The organism is Algoriphagus sp. (assembly GCF_024642405.1).
In the GTDB taxonomy this organism is placed as follows: domain Bacteria; phylum Bacteroidota; class Bacteroidia; order Cytophagales; family Cyclobacteriaceae; genus Algoriphagus.
Genome location: NZ_JAHEBC010000004.1, coordinates 20828 through 42372 on the forward strand (window position 1 = coordinate 20828; position 21545 = coordinate 42372).

Here is a 21545-nt window from a genome sequence, read left to right on the forward strand (position 1 = left end):
ATTCTTTTTGAATTAAAGTTGTGCGTCTAGTTTTTGTGCCAAAACTGATTTTGGAACAGCGCCAACTTGTTTATCTACAATTTGACCTCCTTTAAAGAACAAAAGAGTAGGAATAGATCTGATTCCAAAAGCTTGAGCTACGGAAGGGTTTGCATCTACATCTACTTTACCTATAACGGCTTTCCCGTCATAATCACCAGCTAACTCTTCTACCACAGGACCGATCATTTTACAAGGCCCACACCACTCTGCCCAGAAATCAACCAAGATTGGCTGTTCGGATTTAATTATTTCTTCAAAGTTAGCATCAGTGATTTCAATTGCTTTTCCCATTGTATTCTTAGTTTAATTATTCTTATTTCCCAAATATATGAGCAAAAGCTGATTAGAGAATAATAAGTTCCGGTGGAGTTAAATTTTTTGTCTATTGCTCATTGAGAAAATTTATAATAATCTGTTTTATTAGATCACTTTATAAATTACTTCTGGGATTTCTTTCAATTCCTGAATCATCGCAGCACTTGGATCTACGGCAAATTTCTTTGAAAATAATTCCAAAGTTATATTCTCCTTTCTATCAACTACATCAAAATAAAGTTTTGCATCTCCTTTATATTTCTCAATAATCGCTTCTAGTTTTTCCATGAGATCCAAGGTCAAATCGTCTAAATCTATATTCACTCGAAGGCCTTTAATCATCTTACCACGCACTTCGCTAAGTAACATGATATTTGTAATCTTAAACTCCAATTCATTTTCTGCCCATTTCTTGGCTACAACTTGGCCAGTTAAAAACAAGAACCAACCTGTCATGAAGTATTCTTTGAATTTGACGTAATCCTCCCCAAAAAGGAAAAACGTAAATCCTCCATGGTAATCCTCCATAGAAAGTGTACCAAAAGGTTTACCATTTTTAGTGGTACGATGGGCAAAACTGCTCACAGAACCTGCGATTTTTAGTTCTTTCTTGTTCTTTAAACTTTCCAGATCGTTTAGTTCCGGAAGATTAACATTTGTGAAGGATTCGATTTCCAATCGGTATTGGTCCAAGGGATGGCCAGAGATATATAGTCCTACTACCTCTTTTTCGATATTAAGCTGCTGTAATTGGGAAAAAGGTTCCATCGGTGCCACAGAAGGCAAAGGAATATCCATACTTCCAGAGCTTCCTCCAAATAAACTTACCTGTGCACTTTCCTCTTCCTGCTGTACTTTTTGAGCGTATTTAGTCGCTTTTTCAATAAGCGTAAGATCTCCATCCGGAGCTTCAAGGTATAGCCTACGATGATGTTCCTTGAAACAATCAAAGCCACCGGCCATAGCCAGAGCCTCCATGGTTTTTTTATTGAGGGCTTTTGTGCTTACCCTTTTTGCAAATTCAAAAATATTCTTGAAAGGTCCGTTTGCCTCTCGTTCTTTTATGATTTCGTCTACAGCTGCAGAGCCAGCACCTTTTATGGCTGCCATCCCAAATCGAATTTCTCCAGCGGCATTTACAGTAAATCCATTTTTTGATTCATTAACATCTGGTCCTAAAACAGGAATACCAGCACGTTTACACTCTTCCATGAAAAACGTCACTTGGGAGATGTCGTTCATGTTATTGCTCAAAACAGAAGCGAGATATTCTGCTGGGTAATGCGCTTTCAGATAGGCTGTTTGATAGGCAATCCAAGCATAACATGTCGAATGTGACTTGTTAAATGCATAAGAGGCAAAGGCTTCCCAGTCACTCCATATTTTGGAAAGCTTTTTAGCGTCATGGCCCTTGGCAGAAGCTTGTTCGATAAATTTTGGCTTCATTTTATCCAAAACATCTTTTTGCTTTTTACCCATTGCTTTACGCAAAACATCAGCTTCCCCTTTTGTGAAGCCGGCCAGTTTTTGCGATAAAAGCATTACCTGTTCCTGATAAACAGTGATACCATAAGTTTCTTCCAGATATTCTTGCATGTCGTCCAAATCATACTCAATTGGCTCTGTACCATGCTTTCTTTTAATAAAAGATGGAATATATGCTAAAGGCCCTGGTCGATACAAGGCATTCATGGCAATCAAATCTGCGAAAACTGTGGGTTTCAGTTCGCGCATATATTTCTGCATCCCAGCAGATTCATATTGGAAAATGCCAACCGTTTCTCCTCTTTGAAAAAGCTCATAGGTTTTCTCATCATCTATTGGAAATTGGTCTGCATCTAACTCTATTCCGTGACGCTCTTTTACGATTCGAATTGCGGTCTTGATTAAGGTCAGGGTTTTTAATCCCAAAAAGTCCATTTTCAATAGACCGGCTGATTCAACCACTGAGTTGTCAAACTGGGTGCAAACCATATCTGAATCTTTTGCCAGAGCTACAGGAACGAAATTGGTGATGTCATCCGGTGTAATAATTACCCCACAGGCATGGATTCCAAGATTTCTAACGGATCCTTCAAGCATAGTTGCTTGATTGATAGTCTTTGATAAATCATCCTGTCCTTTTGATATTCGAATCAATTCATCGGCTTTGGCAATTAATTCCCCTTGTCCTTTCAGTTTATCAGAAAGTGCAGCTCTATTTCCCGCCAAATTAAAAAGTGCTTTTAATTTTATGTCGGGTACCAGATTTGCTAATCTTCCAGCTTCAGCAAGTGGCAAATTCAAAACTCGAGCGGTATCACGAATGGCAGATTTTGCGGCCATGGTACCATAGGTGATGATTTGAGCAACTTGATTGGAACCGTATTTTTTGATGACATAGTCAATTACAGAACCTCTTCCTTCATCATCAAAGTCAATATCTATATCAGGTAATGAAACCCGATCTGGATTTAGGAATCTCTCAAAAAGTAAATTGTATTCTATTGGGTCAATGTTGGTGATACCAGTACAATAAGCAACAGCGGATCCTGCTGCAGATCCACGGCCAGGTCCTACGGAAACCCCCATTTTTCGAGCCTCTACTATGAAGTCTTGGACAATTAGGAAATAACCTGGGTATCCGGTGTTTTGGATTGTAGCCAGCTCAAAGTCTAACCTCTCTTGTATTTCAGGCGTGATTTCTTTGTAGCGTTTTTTTGCTCCTTCATAAGTTAAATGCCTTAAGAATGCATTTTCTCCCCGTTTTCCACCATCTATTTCATCTTCAGGATTTTTGAATTCCTCAGGTATTTCAAAAGCCGGCAGAAGAACCTCTCTTGCAAGTTTATAGCCCTCAATTTTCTCTGAAATTTCATTTGTGCATTCTATGGCTTCCGGTAGATCAGCAAAGAGTTTTTTCATTTCATCAGGACTTTTGATATAGAATTCATCATTTGGAAAACCATATCTAAATTCCCTTCCACGCTTCCCTATGTATTTTTTAGGTTTTTCTACGAGTTCGCCATCTTTCACACAGAGTAAAACATCGTGGGCTTTTGCATCGAGTTTTTCTGTATAGTAAGAGTTGTTGGCCGCGAAATATTTAACCTCATGTTTTTTGGCAAACTCTAATAAAACTTCATTTACTTTTTCCTCCTCTGGAATGCCATGCCGATTTAGTTCAACATAAAAATCCTCACCGAATTGATCTTTCCACCAAAGGAATGCTTCCTCAGCTTGTGTCTCTCCTACGTTTAAAATCAGAAATGGGATTTCTCCCCAGAGTCCTCCGGTAGTTGCAATCAGGTTTTCCTTATACTGAACCAAAACCTCTCTGTCAATCCGTGGTACATAGTAAAAGCCTTCTATATTAGCATAGGAAGCAAGTTTTGCCAAGTTGTGATAACCAGCTTTATTTTTTGCAAGTAGAACAGTTTGAAAACCGTCATCTTTGTTTGATTTATTTTTTCTGTCTCTACAGAGATTGAATTCACAACCTAAAATAGGTTTGATTTCATTTCCCATTGCCTCTTTCACAAAGTGAAAAGCTCCCATCATATTGCCATGGTCTGTCATTGCTATAGCAGTCATTCCGAGAGATTTTGCTCTGCCTACTAAAGCTTGTATTTCCGAAGTTGCCTGCAGTACAGAATATTGGCTATGAACATGAAGATGTGTAAATGGGGTATCTGTCAGGTCTGAAATGTCTGCTTTACCAGCTTGCTTCAGTACATCTTTGGCAGCAGCTTTTTGTAAATCTTTTACTTGTGCAAAGTTTGCTTCTTCTAATTTTGGTGCCTCATATACAACTTCCTTGAGGGAAACTCCCGAAATGGGAGGTTGTATACCCTGAGTGATCAAGCCAAAGAAACATTTTGCAGTAGCGTCCACATCATATGCCGCATCATGGGCATCACCAAATCCTTTTCCAAAAAGTTTCTGATGAAGCTCTGTTAACGTCGGCCATTTGAATTTACCTCCACGACCGCCCGGAAGAGCACAGAAATCTGTTGAAATGTCTTTGGTATCTAAGGGGTCTGCTGTCAAAGGCATAGTGGCCTCTGCCCTAATATATTCTGAACCTACCACATTGATATCAAACTCAATATTATGTCCAACCAAATAATTGGCTTTTTGTACATCCCCTTCAAATACACCTAAAATCTGCTTTAGGTCATGCCCTTCTTTTAATGCTCTTTTAGTGGAAATCCCATGTACTTTTTCAGCATTGTAAGGGATCGTGAATCCTTCAGGACGAATGATATAATTATGATTGGATATTAAATTCCCCTTTGCATCATGAAGCTGCCAAGCCAACTGAACGAGGCGAGGCCAATTGTCCACATCGGACATTGGAGCATTATAATCACGGGGTAGACCGGTGGTCTCGGTATCAAAAATTAAATACATACAACTTTGGGATTGGGACTTCAAATTAGAACTAATCTCCGAAAGGAGACAAGAGTACTGGGGCTAATTGTCGGGAAAAAAGGAAAAATATTTGATCATAATTCCAACCTTAGCTGAGAGGTCAATTGGAAAGCCAGATCTGAAAGATTATTAACAGAGAGAATGAATAATAGATTTTAGATTCCTATGTCAAAAATCAGAAATCTAAAATTGAATTATCGCTTGTCTTCCCAAGGCATGTAAACGACCTTCTTGGTCTCAAAAAAATCTTCTTTGAAATAGTCCTCTAAATGGTAAACCACATAAGATTTCCCTAGTTCCTCCATTTCTTCATCTACTTCTCCACCCTTTAAATAAAGAATTCCATTTGGATATTCATTGATGTCCTCTTTGCGAATTTTGTTTTTAACCCAAGGGTAAAAATTGATCATTCGGGTGACAGCTCTGCTGACAACAAAGTCATATTTTCGAACTAGTTCCTCTGCCCTGGCTTGTTGTGCTTCGACATTTGTTAACTTCAATTGTTTTACAACATCCTTTACAACAGTTATTTTCTTTCCAATAGAGTCAACTAAATGAAAATGGGTGTCTGGAAATAAAATGGCTAGTGGAATCCCAGGAAAACCACCCCCTGTTCCAATATCCAAAATCTTAGTCCCTGGCTGAAACTGCATCACTTTAGAAATTCCCAATGAATGTAAAACATGATGAATATAGAATTGATCCATATCCTTGCGGCTGATTACATTGATTTTGGAATTCCAATCGGAGTAGAGATCTTCTAGTTTCTTGAATTGTTCAACTTGCCTTTCACTTAAGTTTGGAAAGTAGGACTGAATGATTTCAACGCCTGGATTCATTAGATATGTTTTTCTTTACCGGCAGCAATTTCATATAAAAGTTCTCTGGATCTATGAAGCTGAGCTTTAACAGTTCCAAGAGGTTTTTCTAGTTCTTGGGCGATTTCTTCGTAAGATAATTCATCGAAATATCTGAGCTGGACAAGTTTTCTATATTTTGCAGGGAGCTTGTCTACAAATATTCTTACCATCTCGATTCGCTGAGTTCTTATATATTCGTCCTGGGGATTGTTATCATCATCTTCAACATCAATGTTGACAGAATTTCCACCATCATCAGTCAGCGTGTTATTCAAACTCATGGTCTTGAGCTTTTTCTTACGGATAAAGTCGATCGTATTGTTTGTAGCAATTCTAAAAAGCCAAGTACTGAAAGTATAGTCTTTTTTGAATCGCTCTAGGTTTTTAAATGCTTTAGCAAATGCCTCCATTGTCAGATCCTCGGCATCATCGGCGTCTCGGATCATTTTCAAGATCATGAAATAAACGGCTTTTTTATACCGCTTCATCAAGCTGGCATAGGCTTGCTGATCTTTGTCCTGAACCGCTTTATCGATTAATGCAAAGTCCTCTAATGCTTTGTTTGAAAAACCTCTTTCGTTTATTTCCATTGAATATCTTTTGCCTGATGGGAAATGGTTCCTAAAACCCAAAAGTAACCTAAATACAAGAAATCATGTATCCAGGTATTTTTTGGTGATTGAGTCCCCTGGATCTTTTTACTAGCTGACGCAAAAATGCTGACAACTATTACAGACCTTAATAGAATAATACCAAAAACAATTAAAAATTGTTCCCAACTCTGATCAATTCCGAAATAAAATAGTAATCCAATACCTGCTATCCAGAATAAAGCATGTGAAAATGAGAAAAATCCAATTTTTTGTTTGTCTCCAGATCGATAATACCTTCCAGCATGGAGGTGTCTCTTTTTCTGCACCAAATATTCTTTATAAGTATTTTTAGGTTTTGAGGTCGTGTTTGCCTCAGGGTCTAAAACTATAGCGGTATTTTTACCAGTAGCATATTGATTTACGAATAAATCATCATCACCGCCGTTTATATGCCAAAATCCCCTAAACGCTTTCACTTCCATAAAGAAGTTTTTACGGTAACAAAGGTTTCTGCCTACTCCCATAAAAGGAGCTTTCCATAATCCAAATGACATGTAGTATAAGGCAGTCATTAAAGTTTCGAATTGAATCCAATTATTTAGAAATCCTTTGGCTTTTTCATACCCGGAAAAACCTATTGCAAAAGTTTTTCCTTCTTGACGCACTGGTGTAGTCATTTTTCTGATCCATTGATCAGAATTTGGAACACAATCAGCATCAGTTAATAAAATGATATCATTTTTAGAAACTTTTATCCCTAATGTGATTGCAAACTTTTTTGCCGTTACATGGCTAGGAGTGTACTTGATAGTGACAGATCTTAATCTTGGATAGATGTTCATCATTTCCTCGAGAAGCCTCTTGGTTCTGTCGGTCGATCTATCATTAACAATCATCACATCAAAGTTGGGATAATCCTGTTCGAAAAGTCTAGGTATTAGTGTTTTAAGGTTTTGGAATTCATTATGAGCTGAAATTAAAACAGTAACCCCTTCTTCTTTTTGGGGATCTGATTGAGCCTTTTTAGGCTTAGAAAAAGCAGTACGGCCAAATATAACAATCAGGTAAATGACCTGAATCAATATTCCTATACCGAAGAAAAACCAAAGTAAAAATAGGCCCATAGGTCAGTTTTGCTGGGCAAATATAAAATCAAATTCAGCAACTCATTTAAGAATAAGCGTATATTTTTGTACCCTGTATCTTTCAAATTGAAGATTGGTTCTATCAATCTTCGTTTTAACTTATGAAGTTTACCCTATCTCATCAAGATTCTAAAAGTAAAGCCAGAGCTGGAGTTGTAAAAACTGACCATGGAGAAATAGAAACGCCGATTTTCATGCCTGTGGGAACAGCTGGATCTGTGAAGGCAGTTCATCAAAGAGAGTTACTGTATGATGTTAAGGCTGAAATAATACTTGGTAATACATATCACCTCTATCTGCGTCCCGGATTAAATGTATTAGAAAAGGCTGGAGGTCTGCATAAATTTAATGGTTGGTCGAAACCGATTCTTACAGATAGTGGAGGATATCAGGTTTTTTCTCTTTCTGGAACCAGAAAAATAAAAGAAGATGGTGTGATGTTTAAATCTCATATAGATGGATCTAAACATCATTTTACGCCAGAAAATGTTATGGATATTCAGAGATCCATTGGAGCTGATATCATCATGGCTTTTGATGAGTGTACACCTTATCCTTGTGAATATGGATATGCTCGTGAATCCATGGAAATGACCCATAGGTGGTTGAACCGCTGTATTGAGCGTTTTGATTCCACAGAAGGAAAATATGGTTATAACCAGACGTTATTTCCAATTGTGCAGGGATCCGTTTATAAAGATTTGAGAAAGCAAAGTGCGGAATTTATTGCCTCCACCAATCAAGAAGGAAATGCGATCGGTGGGCTCTCTGTAGGAGAACCTGCTGAGATGATGTATGAAATGACCGAATTAGTGACTGATATTCTTCCATCTGAAAAACCAAGATATCTTATGGGAGTAGGGACTCCCGCAAATATTTTAGAATGCATTGCCTTGGGTGTCGACATGTTTGATTGTGTCATGCCAACAAGGAATGCACGAAATGGGATGTTATTTACTTCAGAGGGAATTATCAATATTCGAAATGAAAAGTGGAAAGAAGATTTTTCTGCAATTGATCCTGCGATTGGAGGACATGTAAGTACCTTTTATTCCAAGGCATATTTGAGACATCTGGTAATCAGCAAAGAGATTTTGGCAGCCCAAATTGCCAGTATTCATAACCTAAGTTTTTATCTTTGGCTAGTAAAACAAGCCAGAGAACATATCCTTGCTGGAGATTTTGCCGTTTGGAAAGATCAAATGGTCAAGAAAGTAAGTACCAGACTCTAATTCATGAAACTTCTCGATAAGCTAATCATAAAGGATTTTTTAAAAACCTACTTCTTCGTAGTAGTGATGTTGATCCTGATTGTATTGGTGTTGGATTTTACAGAAAAGAACGATACTTATATCAGGAATTCTGTTCCTTCAAGAGAGGTTTTGAAATACATGGGAAACTATGGGTTGTATTTGAATAATCTTCTGACACCAATTACCGTTTTTATTTCGGTGATTTTCATTACCTCTAAAATGGCTGGAAGGACAGAGATTATTGCCATTTTGAGTAGTGGGGTTAGTTTTCCCAGACTTTTAAGACCCTTTATTTTTGCGGCGATGATGATTGGAGGGGTTAGTTTCCTGTTAAATGGCTGGGTTTTGCCGGTTGCAACTGAAGGTGTCACAAAATTCAGGATTACCTATTTAGAAAAAACTAAAACATCCACAGACCCAAATATTCATATTAAAGTTGGACCAGATTCTTATGCCTATTTGAGTAGATTTTACAAGACTGGAAATACGGGGTATCAATTTACCCTCGAAACCATAAGAGATGGTGAATTACTTGCAAAGCTGTCTTCTGATAGGATTGAATGGGATACTGCCAAAAATGCTTGGACCTTAAGAAATTGGCGACTTAGAGAATTGAAGGATAGGAAGGAAATTTATACAGTTGGAGAGAAACTCGACACGACTTTATCGATTACTCCTCAGGATTTTGACCTTCCAAGCAATCACCATGAAACTTTGAAATTGCCTGAATTAGGAAGACAAATTAGAATTCTTGAAGATAGGGGCGCTGACAACGTAGCATTCTATAAAATTGAGAGATATGTAAGGTTTATGTCTCCATTTGCTGCAATAATATTGACTTTTATAGGGGTAATTATGTCTGCCCGCAAAACTCGAGGAGGCTCAGGCTTTCAGATTGCGATGGGATTTTTATTGGCATTTATTTATATCTTACTCTTTATTCTTTCTAGAACCTTTGCAGAAAATGGAGCTGAGTTTCCGATTTTCGCAGTCTGGCTTCCCAATATTATTTTTGCTTTGACTGGATTGGTTTTATATAAAACTGTACCTCGCTAAATGACAGGTTCAATCAAGGATTACCTGATGCTTCATTTTATAGTTCTGATATGGGGTTTTACTGCCATTTTAGGATTACTGATCAGTTTACCTTCTATCGAACTAGTTTTCTACAGAACCTTGATCGCTTCTATAGGTGTAGCATTTCTTTTTCTATTTAAAAAAGAATCGCTGCTTATTGCTCCAAAGGATATGCTGAAGGTAACTGCAACAGGCCTTATCATCTCGGTTCACTGGATTCTTTTCTTTTGGTCTGCAAGAGTTTCAACTGCTTCTGTTTGCCTAGCCGGGATGGCTACCACTTCACTTTGGACGGCTTTTGTTGAGCCTGTTTTCAATAAATCTAAAGTAAAATGGTATGAAGTAGCTTTAGGTTTAATGGTGATTTCAGGGCTTTTAGTCATTTTTAGTTTTGAAAGCGGCTATTGGCTAGGGCTTTTTATGGCCTTGGCCTCAGCGTTTTTGGCCGCAGTATTTTCTGTTATCAATGGAAGATTAACCCAAAAGCATAGTCCTTATCAGATTACTTTTTATGAAATGGCAGGAGCCTGTTTTTTTTCAGCCTTATTTATGCCCATTTATTCTCAATTCATAAGTCAGGATGGACTAAAAATGAATTGGGAAGGCAATGATTGGTTTTGGCTATTAATTCTTGGAGGTGTTTGTACCGTTTACGCTTTTTCGGTGTCAGTTGAACTTATGAAAAGGTTGTCTGTCTTTACAATTAACCTGACCATTAATTTAGAGCCGGTTTATGGAATTATTTTAGCTGTTCTGGTTTTTGGGGAAAGTGAAAAAATGACGCCTCAGTTTTACCTTGGAACTTCCATTATCTTGGTTTCAGTCTTATCATATCCAGTTTTTAATTATTTCAATAGGAGGAGAAAATCCAAAAGGATGTCAGGAATCAATTAAGTTTTATTTCGACTTACAGCATGGCTTCGAAAACAAAATAGTCTTTATCCCAATTCATTTTCTTCGGAACATTCTCAAATAAACCAAAAACGGAAGATCCTGAACCCGACATGGAGGCATAATAAGCGCCATTTAGATAGAGTTTGTTTTTGATGGCCTCAATCTCTGGGTGATTATGAAAAATGCTGGCTTCGAAGTCATTTATAAGCTCATTTTTCCATCTTGTTTTATCGCTTAAAACCGCTTCTAGTTTTGACTTTGGCGGAGCTGGAGTTACTCCTGCATAGGCTTCTTTAGTGCCAATGTGTATACCAGGATTAATTAAAATTAAGTGCGTCCCTCTCAGATCAAGGGATATTTTTTCTAATATCTCACCTCTCCCTTTTGCTATTTTAGGTGTGTTTTCTATAAAAAAGGGACAATCACTACCAAGAGTAGAAGCGTATTCTTCCAGAAAGAAATCATCTAAAATCAAGTCAAAAAGGTTATTCATTAAATTCAATGAAAAAGCGGCATCAGCGGATCCACCTCCTAATCCTGCTCCCATAGGGATATTTTTATGTAGGTGAATGTCTACATTTGGTAGATTTGAGAAATCCTTTTTTAGCAATTGATAAGCTTTCAGGATCAAATTATCTTTAGAGTCTCCAGGAATTAAAAGGCCAGTTGAATTCCAAGAAGATTTTTTGTTGTTTACGATAATTTCCAAAGCATCAAAAAGCGGAATGGGGTACATGCAAGTTTCTATTTCGTGATAACCATCATTTCTTTTCGAAGTAATGTGGAGGCCTAAATTGATCTTGGCATTTGGAAAGCAAATCATAAGGTTGAATTGGATTTGCTCAAAAATAGAAGTTTATTATTATGCTTAATCATGTTTATTAATTTTTAGATTTTTCCCAAATCTCCATTCTTTTTGAAAGAAATGTTGCTTTGAGTAGATTCTCTTAAATAGATGTATGAGATTTTTAATTTTTTTTGCCAATAATTGAAATCAGTACAAAATTTTGAATTTTGAAAAAACGGCAAATCTATTTGTTAAAAAAGGGTGTATATTGAAGCATTATTAGAATAAAAAATTATAAAAATTGATTTTACTTATATAAAATATATCACAATTGCTCATCAAGTAAAATTAAATATTGTAAGTCTGAATTTTCAGTTTTAAGTTTGTCTTGTAATAAAAATCGAATTAAAGAAAACTTCGACATAACTATGTATAAAGTAGTCATTTTGCTAAGCTTAATTATTCTCATTGGATGTTAAAAGTGAGGCACTAGACTATTTATAATGAATTAACGAAATCTAAAGTGCCTCACTAAACCTGAGGCACTTTTTTTTACACACCAATATGACCCTGAAAAAACACAGTTGGGAAATCAGCGAGAATCCAGAGCATCCAGCCGGAATGGCTATGTTGTACGCTACGGGTATGAGCGACAAAAAGATGAAACAGCCTTTTGTGGGGATAGCAAGTTGTGGCTATGAAAGTAATCCCTGCAATATGCATCTCAATGACTTTGCCGGTCTGATCAAAGCCTCCTCTCAGGAGCATGATCTGACCGGTTTAGTTTTTAATACCATTGGTATATCCGATGGAACATCAATGGGTACACTTGGGATGCGCTATTCTCTGGTTTCCAGAGAAATCATTGCAGATTCTATTGAGTCTTTTATTATAGGTCACTCCTTTGATGCATGCATTGCTGTCGCCGGTTGTGATAAAAATATGCCGGGTGCTTTGATGGGGATGATCCGTACCAATCGTCCTTCAATTTTACTTTATGGCGGGACAATTGCTTCCGGGCATTATAAAGGGGAAAAATTGAATATTGTTTCAGCTTTCGAAGCTTTTGGTAAGCGTGTTAATGGAAATATTTCGGACGAAGATTATGATGGCGTGATCCGAAATGCATGCCCTGGAAAAGGTGCTTGTGGAGGTATGTATACCGCTAATACTATGTCATCTGCCATAGAAGCAATGGGTATGTCCCTGCCTTATTCAGCTTCTTATCCGGCAAATTCCCCAGAGAAGCTGAGAGAGTGTGCTGAGGTAAATAAATACATGAAGATTCTTTTAGAAAAGGATATCAAACCAAGCGATATTATTTCCAGAAAGAGTATTGAAAATGCTGTGACTTGCGTGATAGCACTTGGAGGAAGTACAAATGCAGTAATGCATATCATTGCGATAGCAAGAACTGCAGGGGTAGATTTTACAATTGAAGATTTTAAGGAGATAAATGCTAAAACTCCAATGATAGGTGATTTTAAGCCATCAGGTAAGTTTATGATGGAGGATCTTCATGAGCAAGGTGGTCTGCCGGCCTTTATGAAATATATGCTAGATAAAGGGTTTTTACATGGAGGTTGTATGACAGTTACTGGAAAAACTTTGGCAGAAAACCTTGAAAACATAGAGGCTATTACACCTTCTTTGGTCAATGTAATTCATCCTTTAGAAAAACCTATTAAGGCCACGGGACACTTATGCGTGCTTTCAGGAAATCTTGCCCCGGAAGGAGCAGTTGCGAAAATCACAGGAAAAGAAGGGAGTTCCTTTACAGGCCCAGCGCATGTATTTGATTCCGAGCAGGATGCAAATGATGCGATCAGAGACCATAAAATAGAAAAAGGTGAAGTAATTGTAATAAGAAATATTGGACCAAAAGGTGGTCCAGGAATGCCAGAAATGTTAAAGCCTACTTCCATGATTATTGGAGCAGGGCTTGGATCTGATGTGGCATTAATTACGGATGGCAGATTTTCCGGTGGTACACATGGTTTCGTTGTGGGACATGTTACTCCTGAAGCATTTAGCGGAGGTCCGATAGGATTAGTAGAGAACGGAGACGTCATTACTATTGATGCAGATAATTTAAAACTTTCTGTTGCAGTTTCAGATGAAGAGTTTTCAGAAAGAAAGAAAACCTGGAAACCAAAAGAAATTTCTGATTTACAGGGTACATTGAAAAAATACAATAAACTTGTTGCCACAGCATCTGAAGGTTGCGTGACAGATAAATTTTAAGCCTATGAAAGACTTGATGATTCGAGGAGCCGATATCGTAGTCAAAACACTCATAGAGGAGAATGCCGAAATCATATTCGGATATCCTGGAGGGGCGATTATGCCAGTGTATGATGCGCTGTATGATTACCACGATAAAATTAAACATGTCCTTACACGTCATGAGCAAGGAGCTATACATGCTGCCCAAGGATATGCTAGAGTTTCAGGGAAAGTCGGAGTTTGTTTGGCTACATCTGGACCAGGAGCAACAAATTTGATTACAGGTTTGGCTGATGCCCTGATAGATAGCACACCTTTAGTATGTATTACTGGCCAAGTGGCGGCGCATTTGTTGGGAACTGATGCTTTTCAGGAAACAGATATGGTGGGGATCTCCATGCCATGTACAAAGTGGAATATTCAGGTTAGATCCGCTGAAGAAATAGCCCCCGCAATTGCGAAAGCATTTTTCATTGCCAGATCGGGTAGGCCGGGCCCTGTTTTAATTGACATTACAAAAAATGCACAAACTGATTTTGGCGAATTTAATTATGTGCCATGTTTAGGTTTTAGGTCTTATCAGACAAAAATTGAAATAAATAGAGATGATGTACAAAAAGCAGCAGAAGTAATCGATGCTGCTGAAAGGCCATATGTTTTATTTGGTCAAGGTGTCGTTTTGGGAAAAGCAGAAACTGAGTTTAAAGCTTTTTTGGATAAAACAGGAATTCCCGCGGCATCAACTCTTTTAGGATCTGGAGCACTTCCACAAGATCATCCAAATTTTGTAGGAAAGCTTGGGATGCATGGAAACTATGCACCTAACCTATTGACAAACCAATGTGATGTATTAATTGCTGTGGGGATGAGGTTTGATGATCGCGTAACAGGGGATGTGAAGCGATATGCCAAGCAGGCTAAAATCATTCATTTAGAGCTTGACCCAGCAGAAATCAGTAAAACAGTAAAATCTCATTATTCCATTCTGGGTGATTGTAAAGATAGTTTAGCATTATTGACAGAAGCAGTTTCTCAAAATTCTCATGAAGAATGGTTGGAGAAGTTCCGAGAATTGGAAAGAGAGGAGAATGCAGCTGTTGTTCAGCATGATATTACTCCTACCAAAGTTGGGCTTACCATGGGAGAGGTAATTCATCAAGTAAACCAGTATAAAGCAGATGATGCAGTCTTGGTAACTGATGTGGGTCAGCATCAAATGATTGCATGGAGGTATTTCAATTATAAAAAGTCACGTACACAAGTAACTTCAGGTGGTTTGGGTACAATGGGCTTTGCATTACCTGCAGCACTCGGTGCTCAAATGTTTGATTTTTCAAGACAGGTAGTTTGTGTGGTTGGAGACGGAGGGATTCAAATGACTATTCAAGAATTTGGAACAATCATGCAAACTAAAGCTCCTGTAAAAGTAATCCTGCTCAATAATAATTATTTGGGTATGGTGAGACAATGGCAGCAAATGTTCTTTGATAAACGCTATTCATTTACCGAATTGGATAATCCTGATTTTGTGAAAATTGCAGAAGCTTATGGTATTAAATCTCAAAAAATCTCAGATAGATCTGATTTAAATGAAGCAATTGAGGATATGTTAATACATGATGGACCGTACTTCTTGGAAGTGGTGGTTGAAAAGGAAGACAATGTTTTCCCAATGATCGCAACGGGCTGTTCAGTAGAAGAGGTAAGATTAAGTTAACACCAGCCTATGAAACGTTACACTATTTTTGTGATTACCGAAAACTTTATCGGTATTCTCAACCGCATCACGATCATCTTTACAAGAAGAGGTATCAACATTGATGCGCTTACTGCCTCTGAGAGCAGAATTGAAGGTATTCACCGAATCACGATTGAGGTAACTGCCAGTGAGGATTCGGTTATCCAATTAGTTAATCAGATTGAAAAAATCATTGATGTGATCAAGGCATTTTATCATGAGGATGACGGAGTGGTGTATCAAGAGATCGCCTTGTATAAAATTCCAGTTTCCAAACTGGACGGAGGACTTGAGAAAATCATTCGGCAGCATAATGCAAAAATAATAGCTGCAGAACCAGACTTTGTGGTACTTGAGTTGTCTGGACATAAAGAACAGACACAGGAGCTTCTCGAAATTCTTAAAGGATATGGACTCTTGGAATTCGCCAGGTCTGGAAGAGTAGCCGTAGCCAAAAGAATGCATACAATAGATAGTTACGTAAAATAAAATAAATCAAACCTATGAAATCGAGGTGTGCCAAAGACTTCTTGGAAGCTTCTTTGTTCATTTAGATTCCATGAGATCATCAAACAAATAATAAACTCATGAAATGGGTATTTGGGTAATAGGGGTGGTTTATTGCCATCCTGAAAACTCGAAAACCATTTATAATCAAATTTTAAGCACATGAAATTAAAATTCGGCACAGTAGAAGAGAATGTAGTTACCAGAGAAGAATTTCCTTTGGAAAAAGCTAGAGAAGTTCTAAAAGATGAAGTTATCGCAGTTTTAGGATATGGAGTTCAAGGGCCAGGTCAAGCTTTAAACCTTAAAGACAATGGTTTTAATGTAATTGTAGGCCAAAGAAAAGGTTCTAAAACTTGGGACAAGGCGGTTGCAGATGGCTGGGTACCAGGAGAAACTTTGTTTGAGCTGGAGGAAGCTTGTGAAAAAGGCACAATCCTTCAATTCCTTCTTTCTGATGCAGGTCAAATCGCTCTTTGGCCAACGGTTAAAAAACACTTAACTCCAGGTAAAGCATTGTATTTCTCTCATGGATTTGGAGTAACATACAAAGACAAAACAGGAATTATTCCACCTCCAGATGTAGACGTTATTTTGGTAGCTCCAAAAGGCTCTGGAACGTCCTTGAGAAGAATGTTTGTAGAAGGAAGAGGATTGAATTCTTCTTTTGCAATTTATCAGGATGGAACTGGCAAGGCAAAAGATAGAGTTATAGCTTTGGGTATCGGAGTTGGATCTGGATATTTATTTGAAACAGATTTCTACAGAGAAGTTACTTCTGATTTAACAGGAGAAAGAGGTACCTTGATGGGAGCTATTCAAGGTATTTTTGCAGCTCAATACGATGTATTGAGAGCAAATGGGCATACGCCATCAGAAGCTTTTAATGAGACAGTAGAAGAATTAACCCAATCTTTAATGCCACTAGTGGCAGAAAATGGAATGGATTGGATGTATGCTAATTGTTCAACCACTGCTCAAAGAGGTGCTTTAGACTGGTGGAAACCATTTAGAGATGCTACCAAACCAGTTTTCGAGGAATTATATAATAGTGTAAAATCAGGTAAAGAAGCTCAGAAGTCTATTGATTCAAATTCAAAAGATGATTACAGAGTGAAATTGGAAGCAGAATTGAAAGAATTACGAGATTCTGAAATGTGGCAGGCAGGTGCTGTCGTAAGACAATTGAGACCAGAGAACAATTAAACCTAAAACACAAGAAAAATGAGTGAAAAGCTATGGATATTTGATACAACCCTGAGAGATGGGGAGCAAGTGCCAGGGTGTCAGCTTAATACCCAGGAGAAAATTGTGGTGGCTAAAGCTTTGGAAGAACTAGGAGTAGATATTATTGAAGCTGGTTTTCCAATTTCAAGTCCAGGTGATTTTAACTCGGTAGTAGAAATTTCAAAAGCAGTTTCAAACCCTATCATTTGTGCCCTTTCAAGAGCAGTTGAGAAAGATATCGAAGTAGCAGCCCAGGCACTTAAGTATGCAAAGAAAGGTAGGATCCATACTGGAATCGGTGTGTCTCCTTACCATATCCAATATAAACTTCGGTCCACGCCTGAAGATATAATCAAGCGTGGAGTTGCAGCAGTTAAGTTTGCAAAGAAGTTTGTGGAAGATGTGGAGTTCTACGCAGAAGATGCAGGTCGCTCGGAGCCGGATTTCCTTTGTAAAATAATTGAAGAAGTAATCAAAGCAGGGGCAACTGTGGTAAATATCCCTGATACCACGGGATATTGTTTGCCTGAACAATACGGTGCAATTATTTCGAACTTGAAAAATAATGTCCCAAATATTGATAAAGCGATTATTGCTACGCATTGTCATAATGATTTGGGAATGGCAACAGCCAATACGGTTGCAGGTGTCCAAAAAGGTGCGCGACAAGTAGAAGTAACCATCAATGGAATAGGCGAAAGAGCAGGTAATACCTCCATGGAGGAAGTAGTAATGGCTATAAAGTGTCACAAGGATATACCTGTTCATACTGATATCGTCACTCCAAGAATTTACAAAACAAGTCGTTTGGTTTCTAAATTGATGAATATGCCTGTTCAACCCAATAAGGCGATTGTAGGGAGAAATGCTTTTGCGCATTCTTCTGGCATCCACCAAGATGGGGTTTTGAAGCATAGAGAAAATTATGAGATCATCGATCCAAAAGAAGTAGGTGTAGACGCGTCTACAATAGTCTTGACAGCAAGATCCGGTAGAGCTGCATTGAAGCATCATTTAGATGCTTTGGGTGTTGAACTAGAAGGGGAAGCTTTACGAGAAGTTTATGAATCTTTCTTGATACTTGCAGATAGCAAAAGAGATATTGGTAGAAAAGATCTGATGGGACTGGTAGGTAAGTTTTTGGAGGAATCAAATTTCATTGAACTTGGAACGGTTACTTATTCTTCGAATGGCACCATTCAAGCGAAAGTTTCCTTGACTATTGGAGATGAACCTTATACTGCTACTTCTCAAGGAAACGGCCCTGTTGATGCAGTACTAAAAGCAATTGACAAAATCGTTAAGCCTCAGGTGGATCTTGAAGAATTTTTGATACAGGCCATTACTCATGGTAGTGATGATGTAGCAAAAGTCCATATGAGATTAATCAAAGGGGATAAACCTTATTACGGATTTTCATCCAACACAGACATAGTATTGGCTTCTGCACAAGCTTTTGTCGATGCTCTAAACAAAATACCAGTCAAAGAATATACGACTGCATAAAATCATGGAAAAGACTACATTATTTGATAAAATCTGGGATGCTCACGTAGTGAAATCGGTTCCAGGTGGACCAGATGTGTTCTTCATTGATAAACATTTTATCCATGAAGTAACTTCACCGGTTGCATTCCTGAATTTGGAAAAACGCGGTGTGACAGTAAAATACCCTCATCGTACTATTGCTACTCCAGATCATAACGTTCCTACTATTCATCAGGATCAGACGATTAAAGACAAACTTTCCCGCATGCAAGTGGAGAGGTTACGTGATAATTGTAAAAAATATGGGATTGAATTACATGATTTAGGTTCTGCTCATCACGGTATTGTTCACGTAATCGGACCAGAGTTGGGGATTACTCAACCGGGAATAACAATTGTCTGTGGAGATAGTCATACTTCCACTCATGGAGCTTTCGGTGCAATAGCATTTGGAATTGGTACATCTGAAGTGGAAATGGTTTTAGCAACGCAATGTATCATGCAGTCTAAGCCAAAGAAAATGAGAATCACCATTGATGGTGTGCTGGGAGCCGGTGTTACTTCTAAAGACATTATTCTTTACATCATTGCAAAAATTTCTGCAGCTGGAGCTACAGGTTATTTTGTGGAATATGCTGGTTCGGCAATACGAGGCCTTTCCATGGAAGCTAGAATGACCATTTGCAATATGTCAATTGAGATGGGTGCAAGAGGTGGTTTGATAGCTCCGGATGAAACGACTTTCAACTACCTGAAAGGCAAACAATATTCTCCATCTGGTGAAGCTTGGGATCAGGCTGTAGCAGAATGGTCTAAATTGAAAACAGACGATGGAGCAGTTTTCGATAAAGAATATACGTTTGATGCAGCTGATATCGAACCAATGATAACCTATGGTACAAATCCTGGAATGGGAATCAAAGTCAAAGGTAATATCCCAACCACAGAGGGTATGGAAGGTAGTAACAAAACTTCTTACCTGAAATCATTGGAATACATGGGCTTTGCTCCTGGAGAACCAGTGAAAGGAAAGAAAGTGGATTACGTTTTCGTTGGTTCTTGTACGAACGGTCGAATCGAGGACATTCGCTCTGTTGCAGCTTTTGTTAAAGGGCATAAGAAAGCAGATAACATCACTGCTTGGATTGTTCCAGGATCTAAAGAAGTGGAAAAAATGGCTCATGAAGAAGGATTGGTAAAGATCCTTGAAGAGGCAGGATTTGAATTAAGACAACCGGGATGTTCTGCTTGTCTTGCGATGAATGACGATAAAATTCCATCTGGCAAGTATGCAGTTTCTACTTCAAATAGAAACTTTGAGGGTCGTCAGGGACCTGGAGCAAGAACCATGCTCGCATCTCCTTTGACTGTTGCAGCAGTTGCTGTAACTGGTATGATTACAGATCCTCGAGAAGTATTTCAATCCTAAAAAGAAAAGAAAATGGCGTACGATAAATTTACTGTTTTGACGAGTACTGCAGTTCCATTGCCAGCGGAAAATGTAGATACTGACCAAATTATCCCTGCTCGTTTTTTGAAAGCGACGGAGCGCGAAGGGTTTGGAGATAACCTTTTCCGAGACTGGAGATACGATGTGGAAGGAAATCCTAAAAAGGATTTTGTTTTAAATGATCCCACTTTCTCTGGTAAAATTTTAGTTGCAGGAAAGAATTTTGGATCAGGATCGAGTCGAGAACACGCAGTTTGGGCTATTTATGATTATGGATTTAGATGCGTTGTTTCAAGCTTCTTTGCTGATATCTTCAAAAATAACTGTCTGAATATTGGTGTTTTGCCAGTGACAGTTTCTCCTGAGTTTGCTGATAAATTATTGGATTCAATCACAAAAGATCCTTCTACAGAAATTGAAGTAAGTATTCCTGCTCAAACAATCACACTTCTTGCAACTGGGCAATCAGAATCATTTGATATTAATTCTTACAAAAAGGATAACATGCAGAATGGTTTTGATGATATCGACTACTTACTAAATATGGAGTCTGAGATCGACGAGTTTGAAAAAACGAGATAAAATTTGATGAATCATCAGAGACGCATAGAAATAATGGATACAACCCTGAGGGATGGTGAACAAACCTCAGGCGTTTCCTTTTTGCCTTCTGAAAAGCTACAGATTGCTAAATTACTTTTGGAGGAACTCCGGGTAGATAGAATCGAGGTAGCATCGGCTCGCGTTTCTGACGGTGAGCTGGAGGGAGTACAAAAAATCACCCATTGGGCAGCTGAAAAAGGCTATTTAGATCGTGTGGAGGTTTTGGGTTTTGTAGATACTCCTGCATCTGTTAACTGGCTGATTCAAGCTGGTGCCAAAGTAATGAATCTTTTGACTAAAGGTTCATTAAATCATCTGACACATCAGCTCAAGAAGACTCAAGAGCAGCATTTTTCTGATATTGCCCAAAGTATTGCACATGCTCAGGAAAACGGGATAGATGTCAATATCTATCTTGAAGACTGGAGTAATGGGATGCGGAATTCAAAAGATTACACAATGGATCTTATTGAATTTCTTTCAAAACAACCAGTGAAGCGAATCATGCTTCCGGATACCTTGGGTCTGCTTTCTCCTGAGGAAACCAAAATCTACATCGGAGAAATAACAAACAAATATCCCTCCGTCCACTTTGATTTTCATGCACACAACGATTACGATCTTTCTGTGGCCAACGTCATGGAAGCAATTTTGAATGGAATTTCTGGAATTCATACCACCGTAAACGGTTTGGGGGAAAGAGCTGGTAATGCACCATTGGAATCAGTGATCGCAGTAATCAAAGATTTTACTGATTTGGATATCAATATCCATGAACAGAAAATCTACCGAGTAAGCAAACTAGTGGAGCAATTCTCTGGTCAACATATTCCCGCAAATAAACCTGTAGTAGGTGAAAATGTATTTACGCAGACTGCCGGTATCCATGCGGATGGAGACAACAAAAAGAACCTTTATTTCAATGAT

Annotated in this window: 16 protein-coding genes and 1 pseudogene; 11 read left to right on the forward strand and 6 right to left on the reverse strand. The window is 38.2% G+C overall.

Features of this window, described 5'->3' with window-relative positions:
• Nucleotides 1-12: 12 nt before the first annotated feature.
• The 5 genes from trxA to Q0L68_RS00795 form a co-directional block, all read right to left on the reverse strand.
• Nucleotides 13-333, reverse strand: coding sequence for a thioredoxin (gene trxA / locus Q0L68_RS00775; RefSeq protein WP_296697990.1), 321 nt, complete (start codon nucleotides 331-333; stop codon nucleotides 13-15).
• Between the two features lie 129 nt (nucleotides 334-462).
• On the reverse strand, nucleotides 463-4749 hold the full coding sequence (gene dnaE, locus Q0L68_RS00780) for a DNA polymerase III subunit alpha (protein WP_296697992.1): 4287 nt from the start codon (nucleotides 4747-4749) through the stop codon (nucleotides 463-465).
• A gap of 215 nt (nucleotides 4750-4964) precedes the next feature.
• Nucleotides 4965-5609 (reverse strand): 16S rRNA (guanine(527)-N(7))-methyltransferase RsmG, encoded by a 645-nt coding sequence (rsmG, locus tag Q0L68_RS00785; RefSeq protein ID WP_296697993.1) that lies wholly within the window; start codon nucleotides 5607-5609, stop codon nucleotides 4965-4967.
• Nucleotides 5609-6220 (reverse strand): sigma-70 family RNA polymerase sigma factor, encoded by a 612-nt coding sequence (locus Q0L68_RS00790; protein ID WP_296697995.1) that lies wholly within the window; start codon nucleotides 6218-6220, stop codon nucleotides 5609-5611. Before Q0L68_RS00790 ends, rsmG begins: the two co-directional genes overlap by 1 nt.
• The gene (locus Q0L68_RS00795) at nucleotides 6211-7347 is read right to left on the reverse strand and encodes a glycosyltransferase (protein WP_296697998.1); all 1137 of its coding nucleotides are present in this window, start codon (nucleotides 7345-7347) and stop codon (nucleotides 6211-6213) included. The genes Q0L68_RS00790 and Q0L68_RS00795 overlap by 10 nt, the downstream gene beginning before the upstream one ends.
• A gap of 122 nt (nucleotides 7348-7469) precedes the next feature.
• On the opposite strand from Q0L68_RS00795, the gene tgt reads away from it, so the two are divergent.
• From tgt to Q0L68_RS00810, 3 genes are read left to right on the forward strand one after another with little or no spacing between them, the layout of a single operon-like run.
• Complete coding sequence (gene tgt / locus Q0L68_RS00800) at nucleotides 7470-8600, forward strand: tRNA guanosine(34) transglycosylase Tgt (RefSeq protein ID WP_296698000.1); 1131 nt, start codon at nucleotides 7470-7472, stop codon at nucleotides 8598-8600.
• Between the two features lie 3 nt (nucleotides 8601-8603).
• Complete coding sequence (locus tag Q0L68_RS00805) at nucleotides 8604-9677, forward strand: LptF/LptG family permease (protein ID WP_296698002.1); 1074 nt, start codon at nucleotides 8604-8606, stop codon at nucleotides 9675-9677.
• Nucleotides 9678-10592: an EamA family transporter gene (locus Q0L68_RS00810; protein ID WP_296698005.1), complete on the forward strand. Its 915-nt coding sequence runs from the start codon at nucleotides 9678-9680 to the stop codon at nucleotides 10590-10592.
• 13 nt (nucleotides 10593-10605) lie between these two features.
• Here the strand turns inward: Q0L68_RS00810 and ispE are convergent, their stop codons facing one another.
• The gene (ispE, locus tag Q0L68_RS00815; protein WP_296698008.1) at nucleotides 10606-11415 is read right to left on the reverse strand and encodes a 4-(cytidine 5'-diphospho)-2-C-methyl-D-erythritol kinase; all 810 of its coding nucleotides are present in this window, start codon (nucleotides 11413-11415) and stop codon (nucleotides 10606-10608) included.
• A gap of 528 nt (nucleotides 11416-11943) precedes the next feature.
• On the opposite strand from ispE, the gene ilvD reads away from it, so the two are divergent.
• From ilvD to Q0L68_RS00855, 8 genes and pseudogenes are all read left to right on the forward strand, one after another.
• Nucleotides 11944-13623 carry a dihydroxy-acid dehydratase gene (ilvD, locus tag Q0L68_RS00820; RefSeq protein WP_296698011.1) on the forward strand — a complete coding sequence of 560 codons (1680 nt, stop codon included), beginning with the start codon at nucleotides 11944-11946 and terminating at the stop codon, nucleotides 13621-13623.
• A gap of 4 nt (nucleotides 13624-13627) precedes the next feature.
• Nucleotides 13628-15322, forward strand: coding sequence for a biosynthetic-type acetolactate synthase large subunit (gene ilvB, locus Q0L68_RS00825; protein WP_296698014.1), 1695 nt, complete (start codon nucleotides 13628-13630; stop codon nucleotides 15320-15322).
• 9 nt (nucleotides 15323-15331) lie between these two features.
• Nucleotides 15332-15832: an acetolactate synthase small subunit gene (gene ilvN / locus Q0L68_RS00830; RefSeq protein WP_296698018.1), complete on the forward strand. Its 501-nt coding sequence runs from the start codon at nucleotides 15332-15334 to the stop codon at nucleotides 15830-15832.
• Nucleotides 15833-16012: 180 nt separating this feature from the next.
• Complete coding sequence (gene ilvC / locus Q0L68_RS00835; protein ID WP_296698021.1) at nucleotides 16013-17056, forward strand: ketol-acid reductoisomerase; 1044 nt, start codon at nucleotides 16013-16015, stop codon at nucleotides 17054-17056.
• An 18-nt stretch (nucleotides 17057-17074) separates the two neighbouring features.
• Nucleotides 17075-18583 (forward strand): 2-isopropylmalate synthase, encoded by a 1509-nt coding sequence (locus tag Q0L68_RS00840; protein WP_296698023.1) that lies wholly within the window; start codon nucleotides 17075-17077, stop codon nucleotides 18581-18583.
• 4 nt (nucleotides 18584-18587) lie between these two features.
• Nucleotides 18588-19994, forward strand: a complete 1407-nt coding sequence (leuC, locus tag Q0L68_RS00845; protein WP_296698026.1) for a 3-isopropylmalate dehydratase large subunit — start codon at nucleotides 18588-18590, stop codon at nucleotides 19992-19994.
• Between the two features lie 12 nt (nucleotides 19995-20006).
• A complete protein-coding gene (gene leuD / locus Q0L68_RS00850; RefSeq protein WP_296698029.1) occupies nucleotides 20007-20597 on the forward strand; it encodes a 3-isopropylmalate dehydratase small subunit in 591 nt (196 codons plus the stop codon).
• A 6-nt stretch (nucleotides 20598-20603) separates the two neighbouring features.
• Nucleotides 20604-21545: pseudogene (locus Q0L68_RS00855) on the forward strand (2-isopropylmalate synthase); the annotation flags it as partial.